This window comes from Enterobacter cloacae complex sp. P43RS, from assembly GCF_014930585.1.
In the GTDB taxonomy this organism is placed as follows: Bacteria; Pseudomonadota; Gammaproteobacteria; order Enterobacterales; family Enterobacteriaceae; genus Enterobacter; species Enterobacter bugandensis.
On sequence record NZ_JADBRJ010000004.1, the window covers coordinates 202141 to 221512 of the forward strand.

The following is a 19372-nucleotide window of genomic DNA, read 5'->3' on the forward strand; positions in this document are numbered from 1 at the left end:
ACTCTCACAATGCCGCTTTCAGAATTGCGTAAAAAACGCGCGAATAGCGTGAATTTGCGGTGAATTAAGAACATTCCGCAAGGGACTAATAAGACAGGAATAAAAGAAGAGCACGGCGATTGCCGTGCTCCGGGAGGGGATTAGTGTTCGCGCGTTTTGCGGAACTGAACGTCTGGATAACGTTCCTGCGTCAGGTTCAGGTTGACCATCGTTGGCGCGATATAGGTCAGGTTGTCGCCGCCATCAAGCGCCAGCTGAATTTCGTTCTTACGCTTAAATTCTTCGAATTTCTTCACGTCAGAACACTCAACCCAGCGCGCGGTCGCCACGTTAACCGATTCGTAAATCGCTTCCACGTTGTACTCGCTCTTCAGGCGCGCAACCACCACGTCGAACTGCAGCACGCCGACCGCGCCGACAATCAGATCGTTGTTGGCGATTGGACGGAACACCTGCACGGCGCCCTCTTCAGAGAGCTGAACAAGGCCTTTCAGCAGCTGTTTCTGCTTCAGCGGATCGCGCAGACGAATGCGACGGAACAGCTCCGGTGCGAAGTTCGGAATACCCGTGAACTTCATCATCTCGCCCTGGGTGAAGGTATCGCCGATCTGGATCGTACCGTGGTTGTGCAGACCGATGATGTCGCCCGGATACGCCTCTTCAACGTGCGAACGGTCGCCCGCCATAAAGGTCAGCGCGTCGGAAATCACGACATCTTTACCGATGCGCACCTGGCGCAGCTTCATGCCCTTCTCATACTTACCGGACACCACGCGCATGAAGGCCACGCGGTCGCGGTGTTTCGGGTCCATGTTGGCCTGAATTTTAAAGACGAAGCCGGTGAACTTCTCTTCCTTCGCTTCCACTTCGCGGGTGTCGGTTTTACGCGGCATCGGCTGAGGTGCCCACTCCACCAGACCATCCAGCATGTGGTCAACGCCGAAGTTACCCAGCGCGGTACCGAAGAAGACCGGGGTAATTTCGCCGCTCAGGAACAGTTCTTTGTCGAACTCGTGAGACGCGCCCTTCACCAGCTCCAGCTCGTCGCGCAGCTGCGCGGCCAGCTCTTCGCCAACGGCGGCATCGAGATCCGGGTTGTCCAGACCTTTCACAATGCGCACTTCCTGAATGGTGTGGCCTTTACCGGTCTGATACAGGTAAGTTTCGTCTTTATAGAGGTGATAAACCCCTTTGAACAGCTTACCGCAGCCAATTGGCCAGGTGATTGGCGCACAGGCGATCTTCAGCTCGTTTTCCACTTCATCCATCAGCTCCATCGGGTCACGGATGTCACGGTCGAGTTTGTTCATAAAGGTGAGGATCGGCGTATCGCGCAGACGGGTAACTTCCATCAGCTTGCGGGTACGATCTTCTACACCCTTCGCGGCGTCGATCACCATCAGACAGCAGTCCACCGCCGTCAGGGTACGGTAGGTATCTTCGGAGAAGTCTTCGTGCCCCGGGGTGTCCAGCAGGTTCACCAGGCAGTCGTGATACGGGAACTGCATCACGGAGGTGGTAATCGAAATACCACGCTGCTTTTCCATCTCCATCCAGTCAGATTTTGCATGCTGGCTGGAGCCACGGCCTTTAACGGTACCCGCAGTCTGGATCGCCTGTCCGAACAGCAACACCTTCTCGGTGATGGTCGTTTTACCGGCATCCGGGTGCGAGATAATGGCAAAAGTACGGCGCTTGGCCACCTCTTGCAGATAAGGAGACAACGTCATAATTAAATCTTCTTTTATAAGCGCGGCAGCACGCCACGCATCATGGAATACAAAATTGCGGCTATTTTACCCATCAACGGGGGGCAGGCAATCATTGTTTACACAGGAGTTGCTCCAGTTCGGTCAATGACGTGACGGTCCAGGTTGGCTCGATGCCTTCAGGCTTCACGCGGCCATGCGCATTCAGCCAGACGGTCGACAAACCTGACTTCATACCGCCAAGAATATCAGACTCTGCGGTATCACCCACCATCAGCACGCGATCGCGGTCGGGATTACCGGCCTGCGCCAGCGCATAATCGAAAATTCGCGGATCCGGTTTCGGCACCCCAACCTCTTCGGAGATCACCAGCGCATCGAAATGATCGCGCAGGCCGGTGCGCTCCAGGCGGATCTGCTGCAGCGCGGTGAAGCCGTTAGTGATGATCCCCAGTTTCACCTTGCCTTTCAACGCATTCAGCAGGGAAACCGCGCCCGGCAGGGGCGCACAGATATCGGCCATGGCGTTAAGGAAAGCCTCGTTCAGCGTCCCCGGACTGACCTTTAAGCGCTCCGCCCAGACGTCAAATCGCTGGTGCTGTAGCTGTAACGCGGTGATGGCACCGTTCTGGTAATCCACCCACAGCGGCTTGTTCACCGCCTGATAGTCCTGAAAATCTTCGGCGGTGAAGGTCACGCTATAGTCGAGAAACATCCGCTGTAGGCCGCCGAACGAGTCAAACGTAAACAGCGTTTCGTCGGCATCAAAGAAAATCCAGTCCCATTTCATCGTTACAACCTTATATTCGTTATCCAATTGGCAGAGCCATGATAATGGCGTCTTCACGTCCCTCTGCGGTGGGGTAGTAGTTACGTCGGACTGTCGCCTCGTTAAAGCCTAAGCTTTCATAGAGCGCGATGGCGGCGACATTCGACGCGCGCACCTCCAGCCACAGGGTGAAAACGTCGCGGGTTTCGAGCTCACGAATGAGATGCTCAAGCAGTTCTCTGCCCAGCCCACGGCGCTGAAACGCCGGGTCGACGGCGATGTTAAACAGCGTCGCCTCGTCAAGAACCACCTGCGTGATGGCAAACGCGGCCAGAGTGCCGTCAACGTCCAGACGGTAGTTCAGATAGCGCTCGCCCTGATTGCTGGCAAACGTTTTTTCGCTCCACGGAAAAGCGTGGGCGCGTGTTTCAATCGCGAACGCTGCGGCTAGGTCAGGCGTCGTGAGGGAAGAAATCGTGTTCATATTCGCAGATTTGTTGCCATAGCGCGCTGCGCGCCTTTGGATTGGCTTTCAGCTCGTCCAGCGCTGGTGAGCTGATTTGGCTCCCCTGAAGAGAGATGTCGTTTGTCTCTCCGATGCGCCAGCTGTTACAGCGGCTATCAGGAGGAAGCATGGCAACCCGTTCCGGCGTCAGCTGTAAGACCTGGTCGGGCGTCAGCTTCAGGCTGCGAAGGACATCACCGATCAGGGGCTCATTCAGGGCAGTCAGTTCTTCCGCCACCATCACCAGCCGAACGTGCGCGGGGATGGAGATGGCGATTTCGCCCTGCAACGCCGTCGGGCGACGCAAAGCCCACTGGGTGATGCCCAGCTGCTGCAACTGCCAGTCTCGTCGGGATGTCATAGGGATAACTCCTGTCTCTCAGGCGCGCAAATATAGCAAATGTGTCGAAAGTGCGCCATCTACCTACTATAATCCCCGCCTGAGTTTATTGAGGAACAATTCATGTCTGCATTTACCCCGGCAAGTGAAGTCTTGCTGCGTCACAGTGATGATTTCGAAGAAAGCCGTATTCTGTTTGCCGGAGATATGCAGGATGACCTGCCCGCGCGTTTCGACTGTGCTGAAAGCCGTGCCCACACCCAATACTACCACCACTGGCAGGTACTGAGCCGCCAGATGGGCGAGCGCGCACGCTTCAGCCTGGTGGCGGAGCAGAGCGATATTGCCGACTGCGATACGCTGATCTACTACTGGCCGAAGAACAAGCCGGAAGCCCAGTTCCAGCTGATGAACCTGCTCTCCCTGCTGCCGGTTGGCTGCGATATTTTCGTGGTCGGTGAAAACCGCAGCGGTGTCCGTAGCGCCGAGCAGATGCTGGAAGCCTACGCGCCGCTGACCAAAGTTGACAGCGCACGTCGCTGCGGTCTGTATCATGGCCGTCTGGAAAAACAGACAACCTTTGATGCGCAGGCATACTGGGACGAGTACCAGCTTGACGGCCTGACCATCAAAACCCTGCCGGGTGTCTTCAGCCGTGACGCGCTGGATACGGGCAGCAAGCTGCTGCTCTCTACCCTGACGCCGCACACCAAAGGCAAAGTGCTGGACGTGGGCTGCGGCGCGGGCGTGCTTTCAACGGTGCTTGCCAGCCATTCACCAAAAGTGCGTTTAACCCTGTGTGACGTGAGCGCCCCGGCGGTAGAAGCCAGCCGCGCAACGCTTGCGGCCAACGGCATTGAAGGCGACGTGATTGCCAGCAACGTCTTCTCTGACGTCACCGGCCGCTTTGACATGATCATCTCTAACCCGCCGTTCCACGACGGGATGGAAACCAGCCTCGAAGCTGCGCAAACCCTGATCCGTGGCGCGACTCGCCACCTCAACAGCGGCGGCGAGCTGCGCATCGTGGCGAACGCCTTCCTGGCGTACCCGAAAGTGCTGGACGAAACCTTCGGCTTCCACGAAGTGATCGCCCAGACGGGCCGCTTTAAGGTCTACCGCACCGTGATGACGCGTCAGGCAAAGAAATAATTCGCCATACAATGCAGGCCGGATAAGCGCCAGCGCCATCCGGCAAGCAGGCGTCGCAATTCCGTCCATTTTTGCAGCAATCAATAAAAGGTGCGCACTTTTCTGTTGACGTAAAGCTGAAAACATCTAGAATGCGCCTCCGTGGTTACGATACTTTTACAGTATCGATGGTATGCGAAGGTGGCGGAATTGGTAGACGCGCTAGCTTCAGGTGTTAGTGTCCTTACGGATGTGGGGGTTCGAGTCCCCCCCCTCGCACCAATTATCTTATCTCCCTTCTGTAATACCTCTTATTTTCCCTGTTATTTCAAACTCATCATTATCACCAGAATTGCGCTGACTAATGCGACGCATGATGGCAGTAACACATAATGGCGTAGGTGCTTATGCCAGATCATGCCTGACGTCATCAGTAGCCCTGACACAATGATGGCCTTCCAGCTTTCGATGGAGAGATCGGCAAACATCAAACCGCCAAGGATTACGCCCGGCAGCAATACTCCCCATGCACTTCCCAGCGCCCTGTTCAACATACATCGCCCTTTCATAACGATAATGATAAACAATATCATATGATAAAGATTATCATTTGTCAGCGCGGTGAAGCAAAAAAAATCGCCCTTTCTCCTTATGTAGAATGACAGAAATTTCCTAAGGTGATAAATTGCTCACCTGTTAACTACACATAAACTTTTTCTTATAATTACGCTTTGAGTTTTTTGCATAATTAAGTGCGAAACCACACCTATTCATCTGTTTTAATTAAGTTTTAATAAAAACGCACGACTATGACATCACAATCCTGGCGGTCTTTGGTTCAAAGAAAATATCAATTATCGTTACGTTTATTTTTATTTCTGAACGCAACGTCAGCCGTGTTCTCGGTAACAAACCCGCTCTATTCTGTACGCGTGTTTTCTGCCCCTCTGATTGCTATTTTCGCGATCAGTACTGGCCTGTTCGTCTGGCACTGGAAAAAGCGCGCGCGGAAGATAAATATTCCTGCCGTTTCAGCAATCTTTGGTATTTTGTGGGCCTGGCAAATAGATTCGAAATTTTCGCTAATTACCCATGACCAGGCGATGTATTTGATAATAGCTTTACTCACGGTGCTTTTTATCGGAACGCTGGCCTTCGCCAGTAATATCAAAGCATTTACGCTGCACTCGCTCCCCGCCTTTATTGTCTGCCTGTGGTTAAGTGACCAGGATATATGGCTAAGAATGTCCTATTCTTTCGCACTTCCTGTGGTGGCTATTGCTATTCATAACATTTTGCAACGGCGCAACGATCGCTTCGCCCAGGAGCTGCTCTCTCGCCTGCTGGAAGAACGGGAAACTCTGACCGATCTCAGTATGATGGACCCGCTAACCGGGCTCTATAATCGTCGCGGCCTGCAGAGCCGTCTGGAGAATCTGCCGGCGGTAGAAAACGGCGAACATTTTGTTCTTTTGATGGATATCGACCACTTCAAAGCCTATAACGACCATTATGGCCATATGATGGGTGACCAGGCGCTGAAGCGCGTCTCTGCGGCAATTCGTGATGCCGTCCGATCGCGCGATATTGTGGCGCGTTTCGGTGGGGAAGAGTTCATGGTGCTGCTGACGAATATTTCACTTGAACACGCCCGCCATACGGCAGAGCGGATCCGTCAGAAAGTCTATGATTTGAAAATCCCCCATCTGTTCAACGAAAGCGTCGCCACCAATGTCACCATCAGCATCGGTATTGCCATTTTCGAAAACGAGGACGCGGAAAGCGCTCTGGAGAGAGCGGACAGAGCCCTCTATGAAGCAAAGCATTTAGGTCGCAATAACATTCTGCTGAGTGAAGAGCTACAAACCGCTTAAGCACGTCTTCGGTTAATCAGGACAAAAGTCTTGCCATTGGTATGAGCAATAGTTAGGATTGGCAATCATTATCATTTAGATTTCTATCTCAACTATGGCTACGCATACCGCACACATCGTTGAACCACTCCTCTGGCGAGCGCCCCTCACCAGCGGGAATGCGTCGCTTGCGGATGCCATACGGGACAAGATTGCTAAGACGCGCGCCCACTTGCTGGACTTTATCAGGCTTGATGAAGCGCCCCCGCACCACGCCATGACGCTCGCTGAGTGGCAGCAGCCCTCTACGCTGCAGTCGCTGCTTGCAACCTATTCCGACCATATCTATCGCAATCAGCCGAGCCTAACGCGGGAAAATAAACCTCTGCTTTCCCTGTGGGCACAGTGGTATATCGGGCTGATGGTTCCCCCGCTCATGCTGGCGGTATTAACCCAAAAGAGCATGCTGGCGCTCTCCCCGGATCATTTTCACGTCGAGTTCCACGAAACTGGCCGAGCAGCCTGCTTCTGGATTGATCTGCACGAAGATCGCGGCGCAGAGCAGTTCTCTGCTCAGGAACGTCTGGAACAGCTTGTCATCCAGGCCCTGATCCCAGTGGTTGAGGCACTTGAAGCAACGGGCGAGATCAACGGGAAGCTTATCTGGAGTAATACCGGGTATTTAATTCACTGGTATTTAACAGAAATGAAGCCGCTGCTTGGCGATGAGAAAGTGGAGGCCCTGCGCCAGTCCTGCTTCTTTGCCAAACAGCTTTCCGATGGTCGCGATAATCCGTTATTCCGTACCGTTGTGCTCCGTGACGGACTTCTGGTACGCCGTACCTGCTGCCAGCGCTATCGCCTGCCGGACGTTAAGCAGTGCGGGGATTGCACGCTAAAGTAGTGCAGTGAATTGCCCGGTGACGCTTCGCTTACCGGGCCTACAAAAACCTCGACTCGTAGGCCGGGTAAGGCGCAGCCACCACCCGGCACAACGTCTTTAAGCCACCTGCTGATTGTCCTCTTCCCCATTACGCTGTGCTTCTTCCGCTTCCTGCTCCAGCAGCTGCTTCTCGTACACTTTGAAGAACGGGTAGTAGATGATTGCCGACACGCAGGCGAGAACCACAACCAGGATAGCCGCGCGGAAATCCCAGCCCAGGGCCCATGCTGCGCCTATCGGCGCCGGTGCCGTCCAGGGAACAACTGAAATAACACGACCAATCAGATCAAACGTCATCGCCGCCCAGGCCAGCACGGCGTTAACCATCGGGGCTAGCAGGAACGGAATAAAGAACACCGGGTTCATTACAATCGGCGTACCGAAGATAACGGGTTCATTGATGTTGAAGAAGCTGGGCACCACGCTCAATCGGCCAATAGAGCGTAAATGCGCTGAACGGCTGCGCAGATAGCAAATCACCAGACCCATCGTCGCACCCGACCCGCCAATCACGATGAAGAACGTCCAGAAGGCTTCCATAAAAATATGTGGCAGAGGATGGCCGGCAGCCAGCGCGGTCTGGTTCGCTCCGAGGTTAGTCAGCCAGAACATCTGCAGCATCCCGGAGACAATAGCCGCCCCGTGGATCCCGGCGAACCACAGCAGGTGGCCAATCAACACCGCCAGCAGGATCGCGGGCAGTGAATCCGCCGCGGAAACCAGAGGCTTGAAGATGGACATAATTGCCTGTGGGATCAGCATGTCAAACTGAGACTGAATCACCAGGCTCAGCGGATAAAGCGTTAACACCACCACCAGCACCGGAATCAGCAGGTCAAAGGAGTTTTTGATCATCGGCGGCACCTGGTCCGGCAGGCGAATACCGATGTTATGCGCCTTCAGGAAACGCATCATTTCAACGCAGTAAATCGCCACCAGAATGGCGGTAAAAATACCCGTTCCACCCAGGCTGTCGACGGGAAGCGTGCCTTTGGTTTTCGGGGCGGCAACCAGCAGAAACGCCATCAGCGACAGCATGGCGCACATGAACGGATCCAGCTGGTGCGTTTTGACATAATGTTTGCCAAGGTTATAGGCGATGGCCGCGCAGATATAAATGGACATAATGCCCATCGTCATATCAAACGGCGTCAGGATCTGGCCTTCAAACTGCTTCGCCATATCCAGCCAGGCGCGCGCGAAACCCCAGGTGGTATCAGGCGAAAACGGCGGGTAAGCAAACACTAATAAAAATGAACCCACAATCATGAACGGCATCGCGGAGATGAACCCATCACGAATAGCCATGACATGACGCTGGGACGAGATCCGCCCGGCGATCGGGCTCACGTAATTTTCAACGAAACGGAATATCAGATTAAACGCAGCATGGTTGGCAGACATGGTTGATCTCCTGTCAGACGTTTATTACAGGCGCGCTCGCGCCGCACGTTGTTCCATAAATCAGCTTCACAACCTTGCTGGCTTGCGTACCAGCGGTACTGCTCAGACGAAATGGTTTCATAATTGGCTCTTATTATTGGATACAGGGGACGTTACATACTCAGTATTAATCTACGCATCACGCTCTGCAACCGGTTACTGTAACCGGTTTCTGTGACTGTGAAGAGGATCCAGAAATCAGCCATCCTGGATATTTGTTACTTAAGAGATATTTACAGAGCATAAATTCTTATGACAGATTACGCAGGATATTTGTCAGGAGGAAACAATGAGTTTGCAGTCCGTACAGCAGTTTTTTGCCGACAACGCGCCGGAAATAGAGGTAATAGAACTTAGCCAGAGTACGGCTACCGTTGCGCTGGCTGCTGCCGCCCACCGTGTAGAGCCGGGACAAATCGCCAAAACCCTATCGTTGAAGGTTAAAAATGAGGTGATTCTGGTGGTGGCGAAGGGTGATGCGCGTCTGGATAACAAAAAACTGAAAGACACGTTTGGCGCGAAAGCACGCATGCTCAGCAGTGATGAAGTGGTTACCGTGACGGGTCATCCCGTTGGTGGCGTCTGCCCGTTTGGGCTTGAAAACCCACTTGCGGTTTACTGCGATATCTCTTTAAAACAATACGCTGAAGTGCTCCCCGCCGCTGGCGCTATCCATAGTGCCGTACGTATTTCTCCGGACAGAATGGCAGAGCTGACTTCAGCAAAGTGGGTTGATGTGTGCATCTGAATGACGCGCCAGGGCATATCTGGCGCGCAAAAGGTACAGGTTACAAAAATGTCGGTTTGCTTAGCCCCACAGTTCGCGGTTCTCTAACCGGAAGATGGGTAAGAATATCCGCTGCATCAAGCAATCCTACGTCAGAATTCACCCCTAGCTTCACCATCGCATTAAACTTATGCGCGCGAATAGTCTTGATATTGCGTTCAAGCTGCGCCGCGATTTCGGGAATGGAATATCCGCATGACATATAACGTAAAATTGCTCTTTCCGTTGGGCTTAACATCCGGTTCTGACTGCAGTACCAGTGGTTAAGCATATTGTCATTAATGCGCAGCGTTTCGCTCAACAATACCACTAACTCCTTCAGCAGGTGTTCAAGGGTCACCGATTTACTGACCACACCGTGAAGACGTGAAGGCGAAAGATGGCTAATCAACCTCGCCTCCATCTCATCCGAGACCAGGATAATGCGCTGAATATGGCTATGCGTAAACGCGAGATCCCGCAGATGCGCCAGGCAGTTACGTCGTTCTTCTCGCGCATCGGAAAGCGAATAGATCAGCGAGAAAAAATTCACGTGTTGCAGTGCTTTCTTAAAGCCATCAAAATCATTAAACAGGTGCAGTTGATATTGGCTGAGTTCAGGCTGCGTAAAAAGATGCTGCAGCCCGACCGCACTCATCGAGCAATTTTCGATGATGGCGATATGTCTTGTTGAATCGGTTTTTTCCATTCCTCGAACTCTCCATAGGCTGACATTAAACTCAGCTCTCTCATTCCCTGTGTACTGTTGATCCAGGCGTACATATCGGCATTACTCCGCAATGACAGCCTTCGCATCGCACTGTTTTTCTGCGCACTGATCGTTTTATTGCTCTTTTTAAGCAACGTAGCGATTTGGTTAATCCCCCACCCTTTGCCTAACAGGCGAAGCACCTTACGTTCTGAGTGCGTGAGCGCAATAAAGTGTTCGTCGTCATCCTCACTTTCCTCAGGTTCTGGGGTTAATAACGTCTGGCTTATCCGTTCTGCGCGTTCACTCCCTGCCCGGATAGCGTTAACGACACCTTCGATAGGTTCCATATCAGAAAGCAGCGTGCTTTCCGGCCGCATAAGCAGCTCAACGGCAATAGGGTAAAACGGCCGGGAGACCAAAAAGATCCAGTGGATTTCCCGGTACTGGTTCAGTAAGCGGTAATACTCTTCGAGCGTACCCCGTGGGTTCCTGTATTCGCCTGAAACGTCGGCGATAATCACATCTGCGCGGCGCAACTGAAGCAGGGTTAACTCCTGCAGTGAGCGGCAGTAGGTCAATTCAAAATCGGGGAAATGACGTGCCATCACGTCCCCTAACCCATTCTGCATGACGGGTATCCGGCTAATGACAACGCCATGCTTACCAGGCAACGACAACATAGACCCTCCGTGTCCATTTTCCTTCGGTGCGTCATGTAAAACGCACCTAGGTATAAATATTTTCTTCCCTGAGTATAAAAAGATTAATACAAGCAGAAGATGAGATATGTTCTTAGTTTAGGAAATGCCTAAAACAGTGCTAATATCTCATAAAGCGCAAATCAATTTAATTGTGCAGACATTAAAATAACAACAAAATAAAATTAGAATTTCTAAATACAAATATTTTATTATTTCAAATTAATAATTCATCATATTAATAAATTAATCCTGTAAGTCGTCGTGACGAGGGGGGGAACTGTTTGCATAAACCTTGATCTGACCCACAGCAAGAGCCACTGCACTTTGTGCTAAAAGTAGGCATTACGGGCCAACCGGCAACTATTCACCTTATCTTCGGGACAATACATGCAGGCAGATCGGTCAACGCAACGTGCTATCACGCGGCTCTGTATTCAGTGCGGTCTTTTTCTGCTCCAGCACGGCGCGGAAAGCGCGCTGGTCGAGGAGCTCTCAACCCGGCTGGGGCTGGCGCTGGGGATGGACAGCGTTGAGAGCGCTATCTCATCCAACGCCATTGTGCTGACCACCATTAAAGACGGGCAGTGTCTTACGTCCACCCGTAAAAACCACGACCGCGGCATTAATATGCACGTTGTAACCGAGGTCCAGCACATCGTCATCCTGGCTGAGCATAAGCTTCTCGATCTCAAGGAGATTGAAAAACGTTTTAACCAAATCAAGCCATTACGTTATCCACGCTGGCTGGTCGTGCTCATGGTGGGGCTGTCATGCGCCTGTTTTTGTAAGCTCAATAAAGGCGGCTGGGACGGCGCGATCGTCACCTTTTTCGCCAGCAGCATCGCCATGTACGTGCGCCAGCTGCTGACGCACCGGCAGCTACACCCGCAAATTAACTTCTGCATTACCGCGTTTGTTGCCACTACGGTGTCTGGCCTGCTGCTGCGCCTGCCGCAGTTTGCCGCTACCCCGACGATTGCGATGGCCGCCAGCGTGCTTCTGCTGGTGCCGGGCTTCCCGCTGATTAACGCCGTTGCCGACATGTTTAAAGGGCACATCAATACCGGGCTGGCACGCTGGGCTATCGCCAGCCTGCTGACGCTGGCGACCTGCATCGGCGTGGTGATGGCGATGACGCTGTGGGGGTTACGAGGATGGGCGTGATAGATTTTCTGCTGGCGCTGGCACAGGACATGGCCCTGGCGGCCATTCCTGCCGTCGGCTTTGCGATGGTATTTAACGTTCCGCAACGCGCTCTGCCGTGGTGTGCGCTGCTGGGCGCAATTGGCCACGGCTCGCGAATGGTGATGATGACGGCGGGCTTTAACATCGAATGGTCGACGTTTATCGCCTCTATGCTGGTCGGCAGCATCGGTATTCAGTGGTCGCGCTGGTATCTGGCGCATCCGAAAGTGTTCACCGTCGCCGCCGTTATCCCGATGTTCCCCGGCATATCTGCCTATACGGCGATGATTTCCGCGGTGAAAATCAGCCATTTTGGCTACACCGAGCCGCAGATGATCCTTCTCCTTAGCAACTTTCTTAAGGCGTCCTCCATCGTCGGTGCGCTCTCTATCGGGCTGTCGATACCCGGGCTATGGCTCTACCGCAAACGCCCGCGCGTTTGATATTTGTGTTATTTCGCTGCCGTGGAGATAATCTTTCTGGTCCGTTTGGTAAAAATAAGGAAAGGATGTGGCTAACTCTGGCAGCGAACACCCCGATCACAGTGAAGAATCGAGCCTGAAAGAGAAAATTTTTCAGAGCGCTATCGCGCTGTTTGCCGAATTTGGACTAAACGGCGCCCGCATGGAGCAGATCGCGGAGAAAGCAGGTACCACCAAACGCATGGTCGTTTACCATTTTAAAAACAAAGAAAATCTCTACCTGCTCGTCCTGGAGTACGTTTACACCCAAATTCGCGCCAGTGAAAAGGCGCTTAGCCTGGCGGATATGCCTCCCGTCGAAGCGCTGGTCCATCTGGTTGAAGCCACCTTTGACTATCATGCCGACCACCCGGATTACATCCGCATTATCTGCATGGAAAACATGCAGCGCGGCCGTTTTATGCAGCAGTCAAACTATCTGCGGCAGGTCAACCGCAGCGCGCTCGACCTGCTGGAAGGTATCCTGCGCCGGGGCAAAGAAAAACAGCTTTTCAGCCAGACGGTTGACGCCCGCGACCTTCACCGTCTGATCAGCAGCTTCAGCTTTCACTACGTTGCCAACAGCTACACCTTCACCCTGCTGTTTGAAGAGGGTGCAGACGAGCAGGCCCAGCGCCAGCACTACCGTAAAATGGCCGTTCAGGTGGCGCTGCGTTATACCTGCCCCTAAAATTGCTTGCAATTAAATCGCGCACAATCTATATTCATTTCATGAACGCAAAAACGAACGACACGACCGCTGCGCTCCTGCTGGATAACCAGCTCTGTTTTGCCCTCTATTCGGCAAATCTGGCGCTTAATAAGCTGTACCGGCAACTGCTTGCGCCGCTAAACCTGACTTACCCGCAATATCTGGTGATGCTGGTGCTGTGGGAGCAGGATGACGTGACGGTGTCGGACATCGGTGAACGGCTGTTCCTTGACTCCGCAACGCTGACGCCGCTTCTGAAGCGTCTGGAAAGCGCAGGGCTAATCAACCGCCACCGCTCGCGTAAAGATGAACGTCAGGTCGCCGTCACGCTGACTGAAGCCGGACGTGAACTTCAGCAGCAGGCACTGGGTATCCCACACGCGGTGGGGTGCGCCGCACAGTGTGATACCGACACCATGCTGGCGCTCAAGCAGCAGCTGGAACTTTTGCGACAACAGATTCAACGCGCGTAAGGCTATACTTTACGCGTTATTATTTAACCATATATATCGCACGCTATTTAATAGCACACATTAAAGCAAGATGAGGAACCTGCCATGTCTTTAGAAAAAGTTGTTTATACCGCCAAAGCAAAAGCAACCGGGGGCCGTGACGGCCGCGCGACCTCTTCCGATGGAGTTCTGGACGTTAAACTGGGCGTGCCCAAAGAGATGGGCGGTATGGGTGGAGAAGTCACGAACCCTGAGCAGCTGTTTGCTGCGGGTTACTCTGCCTGCTTCCTGGGCGCGATGAAGTTTGTGGCGGCTCGCGACAAATTTACCCTGCCAAAAGAAGCGTTTATTGAAGGCGAAGTGGGTATCGGCCCGCTGCCGACCGGTTTTGGTATCGAAGCAAAACTGAATATCCACGTTGAAGGTATGGATCCTGCGGAAGCCAAAAAGCTGGTCGATGCGGCGCATATCGTTTGCCCGTACTCTAACGCGACCCGCGGCAACATCGACGTGACGCTGAATATCATCGCGTGATAACTGCCTGATGGCGCTGCGCTTTTCAGGCCTACGACTGTAGCCCCGGTAAGCGCAGCGCCACCGGGGAAATCCCCTCCATCCCCTCCCCTCTCTGTGCTACCATAAGCCCATATCACGCCCGTAGTAATCAGTTGAGTAAGCGTTATGTCCTCCAGAATTCTGACCACCAGCATTGCTGGCATTGATGCCTTTATGCGCGACCCACGCGGTGTGTTGACCCACGCCGAAGGCGGCACGGTTGCGGTTTTTGCCGACAACGCGCCGGCGTTTTACGCAATCACGCCGGAACGTCTGGCGCAGCTTCTGGAGATCGAAGCGCAGATGTCACGTCCGGCAAGCGACGTCACGCTGGATAACCAGTTTTTTGAAGAACCGGTTAATACCCCGCTAACCGTTCCGATGGGCAAATTTGTCCTGTACGCGGGCTGGCAGCCTGACGCAGATTTTCAGCGGCAGGCAGCATTGTGGGGCATTGCGTTAACCCAGCCAGCCACCGCGGAAGAGCTCGCCGCGTTTATCGCCTGGTGGCAGGCGGAAGGCAAAGTGTTCACCCACATTCAGTGGCAGCAAAAGCTCGCGCGTCATCTTCAAATTACCCGCGCCAGTAACAATGGCCAGCCTAAGCGCGATATCAACACGTTTTCAGAACCGGATAAACAGATCCCGAGTGGATTCCGAGGTGCGAAATGAAGAACGTCGGCGACCTGATGAAACGTCTGCAAAAAATGATGCCAGCCAACGTGAAGCCCGCCTTCACCACGGGCGAAGAGCTGCTGGCGTGGCAAAAGGAGCAAGGTAAAATTCGTGCCGCCGCGCTCGCCCGCGAAAACCGGGCGATGAAAATGCAGCGCACCTTTAACCGCTCCGGTATTCGTCCCCTGCATCAGAACTGCTCGTTTGATAACTATAAAATTGAGACCAGCGGGCAGATGAACGCGCTCGCCGCCGCGCGTCAGTACGTGGATGAATTTGACGGCAATATCGCCAGCTTCATTTTTAGCGGCAAGCCGGGCACAGGTAAAAACCACCTCGCGGCCGCCATCTGCAACGAACTGCTTCTGCGCGGTAAATCGGTCCTCATCATCACCGTGGCCGATATCATGTCCGCCATGAAAGACACCTTCAGTAACCGTGAAACCAGCGAAGAGCAGCTTCTTAACGATCTGAGCAATGTCGATCTACTGGTCATCGACGAGATTGGCGTTCAGACCGAATCCCGTTATGAAAAGGTCATCATTAACCAGATAGTCGATCGCCGCTCTTCGTCCAAACGTCCCACCGGGATGCTGACGAACCACAACATTGACGAGATGACCCGCTTACTGGGCGAACGCGTCATGGACCGCATGAAGCTGGGCAACAGTCTGTATGTCATTTTCGACTGGGACAGTTACCGCAGCCGCGTCACCGGCAAAGAGTATTAAGACAGTTCCAGGAATCGCCAGCAGGGCGCAGGTATATACTGGAACCCCTTCCGGCCCAAAACGGACCTTTTTGAGAAAGCCATTATGAAAAAACAGATTCTTATCAGCACCTTTTTAGGCGCGCTGCTGGTTACCGGCGCAGCACAAGCGGCTTCGTGGCAGGAGTCCCTGTCAAGCGCAGCGAATGAGCTGACCAAAGAGAGCAGCAGCGCCCAGGGCGGGCTCTCGGCCTCTTCTCTCACCAGCCTGCTGAGCAACAGTTCCCAGAGCCTGAGCGCGGGCACGATGAACAACGCGGCGGGGATTCTGGAATATTGCGCTAAGCAAAAGCTGGCCTCGGTGACCGACGCGCAAAACGTGAAAAACCAGGTGCTGGGTAAACTGGGTCTCGACACGCAGGAGCAAAAAGCGGATACCAGCTATATGGACGGCATTCAGGGCCTGCTTAACGCGCAAAACGGCCAACAGCTGAATCTGAGCACCCTCGGCAACTCCGCCCTGGCAAAACAGGTGAAAACCAAAGCCTGCGATCTGGTGCTGAAACAAGGCGTTAATTTCATCTCCTGATCCACCCCATTTTCTGCCACAACACGCCGCGTTTAATGCGATAGGCTTGCATCGCGGCGTTAAACGAGCGTTTTTCCAACCTGCCACCGTCTCAGCGTCCGTTTGTCAGGATGCGACCATCCTCATAAAAACGATTTTATAAACCAAATCCTAACAACAGCACACTTTCGTGACACTAAAATTGCAGCTAAACGACATCGCCATTACATTGTCTTACCAAAAATAAACAGTTAGCCAGCGAAGCACCTGGCGCCATGAGGATATGCTGTTGTCAGAATTCATCTCTCTTATCCTTTTTCTGGCTTCCGTCGGCGTTTATGCCTGGAAAGCCGGCCGTAACACCTGGTGGTTTATCGCCACGCTGGTGGTGCTCGGCATTTTTATCGTTTTAAACATTACCTTATACGCCAGCGATTACTTCACCGGCGACGGCATTAACGATGCCGTGCTCTACACCCTGACGAACAGCCTGACGGGCGCGGGAGTAGGTAAATACATCCTTCCGGGGCTGGGACTGATCGTGGCGCTGGTGACGATTTTCGGCGCGCTCGCCTGGGTGCTGCGCCGCCGTCGCCATCTTCCTCACCATCATGGCTACAGCCTGCTGGCGCTTTTCCTGGCGCTGGCCTCCGTCGACGCCAGCCCCGCGTTTCATCAGATCACCGAGCTTGTAAAATCCCAGTCGCGCGACGGCGATCCGGACTTCGTGGCCTACTATAAAGAGCCGTCGAAAACGATCGCCAACCCGAAGCTCAACCTGGTCTACATCTACGGTGAAAGCCTGGAGCGCACCTACTTTGATAACGATGCGTTTCCGAACCTCACGCCGGAACTGGGCGCGCTGAAAAACGAAGGCCTCGATTTCAGCCACACCATGCAGTTACCCGGCACAGATTACACTATCGCCGGGATGGTGGCCTCCCAGTGCGGTATCCCGCTGTTCGCACCTTTTGAAGGCAACGCCTCCGCCTCGATGTCGACGTTCTTCCCGCAGAATATTTGCCTGGGCGATATCCTGAAAAACTCCGGCTATGAAAACTACTTTATGCAGGGAGCAAACCTGCGCTTTGCCGGAAAAGATGTGTTCCTGAAATCCCACGGTTTTGACCACCTGTTTGGCTCAGAAGAGTTAAAAACGACGGTTGCCGATCCCACCTACCGCAACGACTGGGGCTTCTATGACGATACGGTGCTGGACGAAACCTGGAAGAAATTCGAGGAACTTTCCCGCGCCGGGAAGCGTTTTTCTCTCTTTGCGCTGACGGTAGATACGCACCATCCGGACGGGTTCGTCTCGCGCACCTGTAAGCGAAAAAGCTATGACGTGGACGGCAAAAACAACAAGTCTTTCAGCGCCGTGACCTGTAGCCAGGAGCACATCGCCGCGCTGGTCGAGAAAATCAAAGCCTCGCCGTGGTTTAAAAACACCGTCATCGTCGTATCGTCTGACCATCTGGCGATGAAAAACAGCGCGTGGGACCAGCTCAGCAAGCAGGATCGCAGCAACCTGTTTTTCGTGCTGCGCGGCGACCAGCCGCAGCAGGAGTTAATCGCCACCAAACGCAACTCCATGGATAACGGCGCAACCGTGCTGGACATTCTGGGGGGCGACAACTTTATTGGCCTCGGGCGCAGCACGCTGTCGGGGCAATCCCTGTCGGAAGTGTTCCTCAACATGAAGGAGAAAATCCTCGCCTGGAAGCCCGACATCATCCGCCTGTGGAATTTCCCGAAAGAGATGAAAGACTTCACCGTCGATCGGGATAAAAACACCGTTGCCTTCTCCGGCAGCAATTTCCGCCTGCCGCTGCTGGTGCGCGTGTCGGATAGTCGCGTCGAACCGCTGCCGGAAAGCGAGTATTCCGCACCGCTGCGCTTCCAGCTGGCCGATTTCGCCCCTCGCGATAACTTCGTCTGGATTGACCGGTGTTACAAAATGGGTCAGCTCTGGTCGCAGCCGCTGGCGCTCTCTACGGACTGGTGCGTCTCTCAGGGCCAGCTTGGCGGGGAGCAAACCGTGCAGCATGTCGACAAAGCCCAGTGGAAAGGCAAAACCGCCTTTAAAGATACGGTGATTGATACGGCTCGCTATCAGCACAACATCGACATGCTGAAAATCGTCGACAACGACATCCGCTATAAAGCGGACAGCTTTATCTTTAACGTGGCCGGCGCGCCCGAAGAGGTGAAGCAGTTTAGCGGCATCTCCCGTCCGGAGTCGTGGGGACGCTGGTCAAACGCGCAGCTGGGCAACGAGGTGAAAATTGAGTACACCCATCCGCTGCCGGAACAATTTGATCTGGTGATCACGGCCAGGGCGTACGGGCCTAACGCGAATAAACCCGTACCGGTGCGCGTGGGCGATCAAGAGCAGACGCTGACGCTTGGAAATGACGTAAGCACTCACACCCTGCATTTTGAGAATCCATCGCGCAGCAGTACCCTGGTGATTGTGCCGCCAGACCCGCAGTCCACCAATGAAGGAAATATTCTCGGCCATTCACCGCGCCAGCTCGGGATCGGCATGGTTGAAATTAAAATCGTGAGTCGCGCAGGCTGATGGTCGCCCTTAACCTCACCGTTCGGCCCACACATTCCGACGACGTTGCCGCCCTGCCCGCCATTGAGCGCGCGGCGGGCGAGCGTTTTCGTGACTACCCCGACCTCGCCTGGCTTGCCGATGGCGAGGTCATTTCCGCTGAACAGCATCTCGACTATGCCGAACGGGGGCTAAGCTGGCTGGCGCTGGCGAACGACCGTCCCGTGGGGTTTATTCTCACTGAAGCACACCCTTCGTCGTTGTTTATTGTGGAGCTCTCGGTCGATCTGGCCTGGCAGGGAAAAGGGATCGGTCGGCAACTCATCGCCTGTGCGGCTGACCATGCCCGCCAAAAGGGGCTGAGATCGCTGACGTTGACGACGTTCCGGGACGTGCCGTGGAATGCGCCCTTCTATGCGCGGCTGGGGTTTGAAATGATGACGAGGCTGACGCCTGAATTGCGTGAAAAACGCGAAGAAGAGACGGCGCACGGTTTAGCGTATGACTCCCGCTGCGCCATGCGCCTGCCGCTTTGATATCGCCCGGTGGCGCTTCGCTTACCGGGCCTACAACAAGCTTCCGTTGGCCGGGTAAGGCGTAGCCGCCACCCGGCACAACGCGCT

22 protein-coding genes and 1 tRNA gene are annotated in these 19372 nt (G+C 53.9%); 15 read left to right on the plus strand and 8 right to left on the minus strand.

Annotated elements, in window-relative coordinates:
• Positions 1 to 140: 140 nt before the first annotated feature.
• The 4 genes from prfC to IM294_RS10210 all read right to left on the minus strand — a co-directional run bounded on the left by prfC (position 141) and on the right by IM294_RS10210 (position 3344).
• Positions 141 to 1730 (minus strand): peptide chain release factor 3, encoded by a 1590-nt coding sequence (gene prfC / locus IM294_RS10195; RefSeq protein WP_028015433.1) that lies wholly within the window; start codon positions 1728 to 1730, stop codon positions 141 to 143.
• 91 nt (positions 1731 to 1821) lie between these two features.
• Positions 1822 to 2499, minus strand: a complete 678-nt coding sequence (gene yjjG, locus IM294_RS10200; protein WP_041911295.1) for a pyrimidine 5'-nucleotidase — start codon at positions 2497 to 2499, stop codon at positions 1822 to 1824.
• 19 nt (positions 2500 to 2518) lie between these two features.
• Positions 2519 to 2962: a ribosomal protein S18-alanine N-acetyltransferase gene (rimI, locus tag IM294_RS10205; protein WP_048958872.1), complete on the minus strand. Its 444-nt coding sequence runs from the start codon at positions 2960 to 2962 to the stop codon at positions 2519 to 2521.
• Entirely contained in the window at positions 2931 to 3344 is a 414-nt protein-coding gene (locus tag IM294_RS10210) for a DNA polymerase III subunit psi (protein ID WP_126817886.1), read from the minus strand. Before IM294_RS10210 ends, rimI begins: the two co-directional genes overlap by 32 nt.
• Before the next feature lie 102 nt (positions 3345 to 3446).
• Here IM294_RS10210 and rsmC point away from each other — a divergent pair, with 102 nt between their 5' ends.
• Positions 3447 to 4475: a 16S rRNA (guanine(1207)-N(2))-methyltransferase RsmC gene (rsmC, locus tag IM294_RS10215; RefSeq protein ID WP_047367286.1), complete on the plus strand. Its 1029-nt coding sequence runs from the start codon at positions 3447 to 3449 to the stop codon at positions 4473 to 4475.
• 174 nt (positions 4476 to 4649) lie between these two features.
• Positions 4650 to 4736: transfer RNA gene (locus IM294_RS10220), tRNA-Leu, on the plus strand.
• A gap of 41 nt (positions 4737 to 4777) precedes the next feature.
• On the opposite strand, the gene IM294_RS10225 is transcribed toward IM294_RS10220, so the two are convergent.
• On the minus strand, positions 4778 to 5047 hold the full coding sequence (locus tag IM294_RS10225) for a DUF1435 domain-containing protein (RefSeq protein WP_032644970.1): 270 nt from the start codon (positions 5045 to 5047) through the stop codon (positions 4778 to 4780).
• A gap of 216 nt (positions 5048 to 5263) precedes the next feature.
• Between IM294_RS10225 and IM294_RS10230 the strand changes: the two genes are divergently transcribed.
• Together IM294_RS10230 and fhuF are read left to right on the plus strand one after the other, a co-directional pair.
• A complete protein-coding gene (locus IM294_RS10230) occupies positions 5264 to 6328 on the plus strand; it encodes a GGDEF domain-containing protein (protein WP_126817890.1) in 1065 nt (354 codons plus the stop codon).
• A 94-nt stretch (positions 6329 to 6422) separates the two neighbouring features.
• Positions 6423 to 7211: a siderophore-iron reductase FhuF gene (fhuF, locus tag IM294_RS10235; RefSeq protein ID WP_059357840.1), complete on the plus strand. Its 789-nt coding sequence runs from the start codon at positions 6423 to 6425 to the stop codon at positions 7209 to 7211.
• 96 nt (positions 7212 to 7307) lie between these two features.
• Here the strand turns inward: fhuF and IM294_RS10240 are convergent, their stop codons facing one another.
• Positions 7308 to 8654 carry a PTS sugar transporter subunit IIC gene (locus tag IM294_RS10240; protein WP_028015425.1) on the minus strand — a complete coding sequence of 449 codons (1347 nt, stop codon included), beginning with the start codon at positions 8652 to 8654 and terminating at the stop codon, positions 7308 to 7310.
• 328 nt (positions 8655 to 8982) lie between these two features.
• On the opposite strand from IM294_RS10240, the gene IM294_RS10245 reads away from it, so the two are divergent.
• On the plus strand, positions 8983 to 9441 hold the full coding sequence (locus IM294_RS10245) for a YbaK/EbsC family protein (protein WP_023331967.1): 459 nt from the start codon (positions 8983 to 8985) through the stop codon (positions 9439 to 9441).
• 40 nt (positions 9442 to 9481) lie between these two features.
• Here IM294_RS10245 and bglJ read toward each other — a convergent pair whose 3' ends face one another.
• Both bglJ and IM294_RS10255 read right to left on the minus strand, forming a co-directional pair.
• Positions 9482 to 10117 (minus strand): DNA-binding transcriptional activator BglJ, encoded by a 636-nt coding sequence (bglJ, locus tag IM294_RS10250; protein WP_041911299.1) that lies wholly within the window; start codon positions 10115 to 10117, stop codon positions 9482 to 9484.
• Complete coding sequence (locus IM294_RS10255) at positions 10114 to 10851, minus strand: LuxR C-terminal-related transcriptional regulator (protein WP_041911300.1); 738 nt, start codon at positions 10849 to 10851, stop codon at positions 10114 to 10116. The genes bglJ and IM294_RS10255 overlap by 4 nt, the downstream gene beginning before the upstream one ends.
• 408 nt (positions 10852 to 11259) lie before the next feature.
• Here IM294_RS10255 and IM294_RS10260 point away from each other — a divergent pair, with 408 nt between their 5' ends.
• The 10 genes from IM294_RS10260 to IM294_RS10305 all read left to right on the plus strand — a co-directional run bounded on the left by IM294_RS10260 (position 11260) and on the right by IM294_RS10305 (position 19285).
• A complete protein-coding gene (locus tag IM294_RS10260; RefSeq protein WP_028015422.1) occupies positions 11260 to 12036 on the plus strand; it encodes a threonine/serine exporter ThrE family protein in 777 nt (258 codons plus the stop codon).
• Positions 12027 to 12500 (plus strand): threonine/serine exporter, encoded by a 474-nt coding sequence (locus tag IM294_RS10265; RefSeq protein WP_041911301.1) that lies wholly within the window; start codon positions 12027 to 12029, stop codon positions 12498 to 12500. The genes IM294_RS10260 and IM294_RS10265 overlap by 10 nt, the downstream gene beginning before the upstream one ends.
• A 67-nt stretch (positions 12501 to 12567) precedes the next feature.
• Positions 12568 to 13209, plus strand: a complete 642-nt coding sequence (locus IM294_RS10270) for a TetR family transcriptional regulator (RefSeq protein WP_028015420.1) — start codon at positions 12568 to 12570, stop codon at positions 13207 to 13209.
• Positions 13210 to 13250: 41 nt separating this feature from the next.
• Entirely contained in the window at positions 13251 to 13703 is a 453-nt protein-coding gene (locus IM294_RS10275) for a MarR family winged helix-turn-helix transcriptional regulator (protein ID WP_028015419.1), read from the plus strand.
• An 84-nt stretch (positions 13704 to 13787) separates the two neighbouring features.
• Complete coding sequence (locus tag IM294_RS10280) at positions 13788 to 14216, plus strand: organic hydroperoxide resistance protein (protein WP_013095463.1); 429 nt, start codon at positions 13788 to 13790, stop codon at positions 14214 to 14216.
• Positions 14217 to 14363: 147 nt separating this feature from the next.
• On the plus strand, positions 14364 to 14909 hold the full coding sequence (gene dnaT, locus IM294_RS10285) for a primosomal protein DnaT (protein ID WP_028015418.1): 546 nt from the start codon (positions 14364 to 14366) through the stop codon (positions 14907 to 14909).
• Positions 14906 to 15643: a DNA replication protein DnaC gene (gene dnaC / locus IM294_RS10290; RefSeq protein WP_028015417.1), complete on the plus strand. Its 738-nt coding sequence runs from the start codon at positions 14906 to 14908 to the stop codon at positions 15641 to 15643. Before dnaT ends, dnaC begins: the two co-directional genes overlap by 4 nt.
• Before the next feature lie 84 nt (positions 15644 to 15727).
• Positions 15728 to 16210, plus strand: a complete 483-nt coding sequence (locus tag IM294_RS10295) for a DUF2501 domain-containing protein (protein WP_048959799.1) — start codon at positions 15728 to 15730, stop codon at positions 16208 to 16210.
• A gap of 268 nt (positions 16211 to 16478) precedes the next feature.
• Positions 16479 to 18770, plus strand: a complete 2292-nt coding sequence (opgB, locus tag IM294_RS10300) for a phosphatidylglycerol--membrane-oligosaccharide glycerophosphotransferase (RefSeq protein ID WP_126817892.1) — start codon at positions 16479 to 16481, stop codon at positions 18768 to 18770.
• On the plus strand, positions 18770 to 19285 hold the full coding sequence (locus IM294_RS10305) for a GNAT family N-acetyltransferase (protein WP_048959798.1): 516 nt from the start codon (positions 18770 to 18772) through the stop codon (positions 19283 to 19285). Before opgB ends, IM294_RS10305 begins: the two co-directional genes overlap by 1 nt.
• The last annotated feature ends 87 nt before the right edge of the window (positions 19286 to 19372 follow it).

Bases quoted from the DNA above. Each gene is read 5' to 3' on its own strand.
- yjjG (WP_041911295.1), bottom strand. From the start codon at position 2,499: ATGAAATGGGACTGGATTTTCTTTGATGCCGACGAAACGCTGTTTACG.
- IM294_RS10280 (WP_013095463.1), top strand. From the start codon at position 13,788: ATGTCTTTAGAAAAAGTTGTTTATACCGCCAAAGCAAAAGCAACCGGG.
- IM294_RS10260 (WP_028015422.1), top strand. From the start codon at position 11,260: ATGCAGGCAGATCGGTCAACGCAACGTGCTATCACGCGGCTCTGTATT.
- IM294_RS10255 (WP_041911300.1), bottom strand. From the start codon at position 10,851: ATGTTGTCGTTGCCTGGTAAGCATGGCGTTGTCATTAGCCGGATACCC.
- bglJ (WP_041911299.1), bottom strand. From the start codon at position 10,117: ATGAGTGCGGTCGGGCTGCAGCATCTTTTTACGCAGCCTGAACTCAGC.
- IM294_RS10245 (WP_023331967.1), top strand. From the start codon at position 8,983: ATGAGTTTGCAGTCCGTACAGCAGTTTTTTGCCGACAACGCGCCGGAA.
- rimI (WP_048958872.1), bottom strand. From the start codon at position 2,962: ATGAACACGATTTCTTCCCTCACGACGCCTGACCTAGCCGCAGCGTTC.
- IM294_RS10230 (WP_126817890.1), top strand. From the start codon at position 5,264: ATGACATCACAATCCTGGCGGTCTTTGGTTCAAAGAAAATATCAATTA.
- fhuF (WP_059357840.1), top strand. From the start codon at position 6,423: ATGGCTACGCATACCGCACACATCGTTGAACCACTCCTCTGGCGAGCG.
- dnaC (WP_028015417.1), top strand. From the start codon at position 14,906: ATGAAGAACGTCGGCGACCTGATGAAACGTCTGCAAAAAATGATGCCA.
- IM294_RS10210 (WP_126817886.1), bottom strand. From the start codon at position 3,344: ATGACATCCCGACGAGACTGGCAGTTGCAGCAGCTGGGCATCACCCAG.
- IM294_RS10305 (WP_048959798.1), top strand. From the start codon at position 18,770: ATGGTCGCCCTTAACCTCACCGTTCGGCCCACACATTCCGACGACGTT.
- IM294_RS10295 (WP_048959799.1), top strand. From the start codon at position 15,728: ATGAAAAAACAGATTCTTATCAGCACCTTTTTAGGCGCGCTGCTGGTT.
- rsmC (WP_047367286.1), top strand. From the start codon at position 3,447: ATGTCTGCATTTACCCCGGCAAGTGAAGTCTTGCTGCGTCACAGTGAT.
- IM294_RS10265 (WP_041911301.1), top strand. From the start codon at position 12,027: ATGGGCGTGATAGATTTTCTGCTGGCGCTGGCACAGGACATGGCCCTG.
- IM294_RS10225 (WP_032644970.1), bottom strand. From the start codon at position 5,047: ATGATATTGTTTATCATTATCGTTATGAAAGGGCGATGTATGTTGAAC.
- prfC (WP_028015433.1), bottom strand. From the start codon at position 1,730: ATGACGTTGTCTCCTTATCTGCAAGAGGTGGCCAAGCGCCGTACTTTT.
- dnaT (WP_028015418.1), top strand. From the start codon at position 14,364: ATGTCCTCCAGAATTCTGACCACCAGCATTGCTGGCATTGATGCCTTT.
- IM294_RS10275 (WP_028015419.1), top strand. From the start codon at position 13,251: ATGAACGCAAAAACGAACGACACGACCGCTGCGCTCCTGCTGGATAAC.
- IM294_RS10240 (WP_028015425.1), bottom strand. From the start codon at position 8,654: ATGTCTGCCAACCATGCTGCGTTTAATCTGATATTCCGTTTCGTTGAA.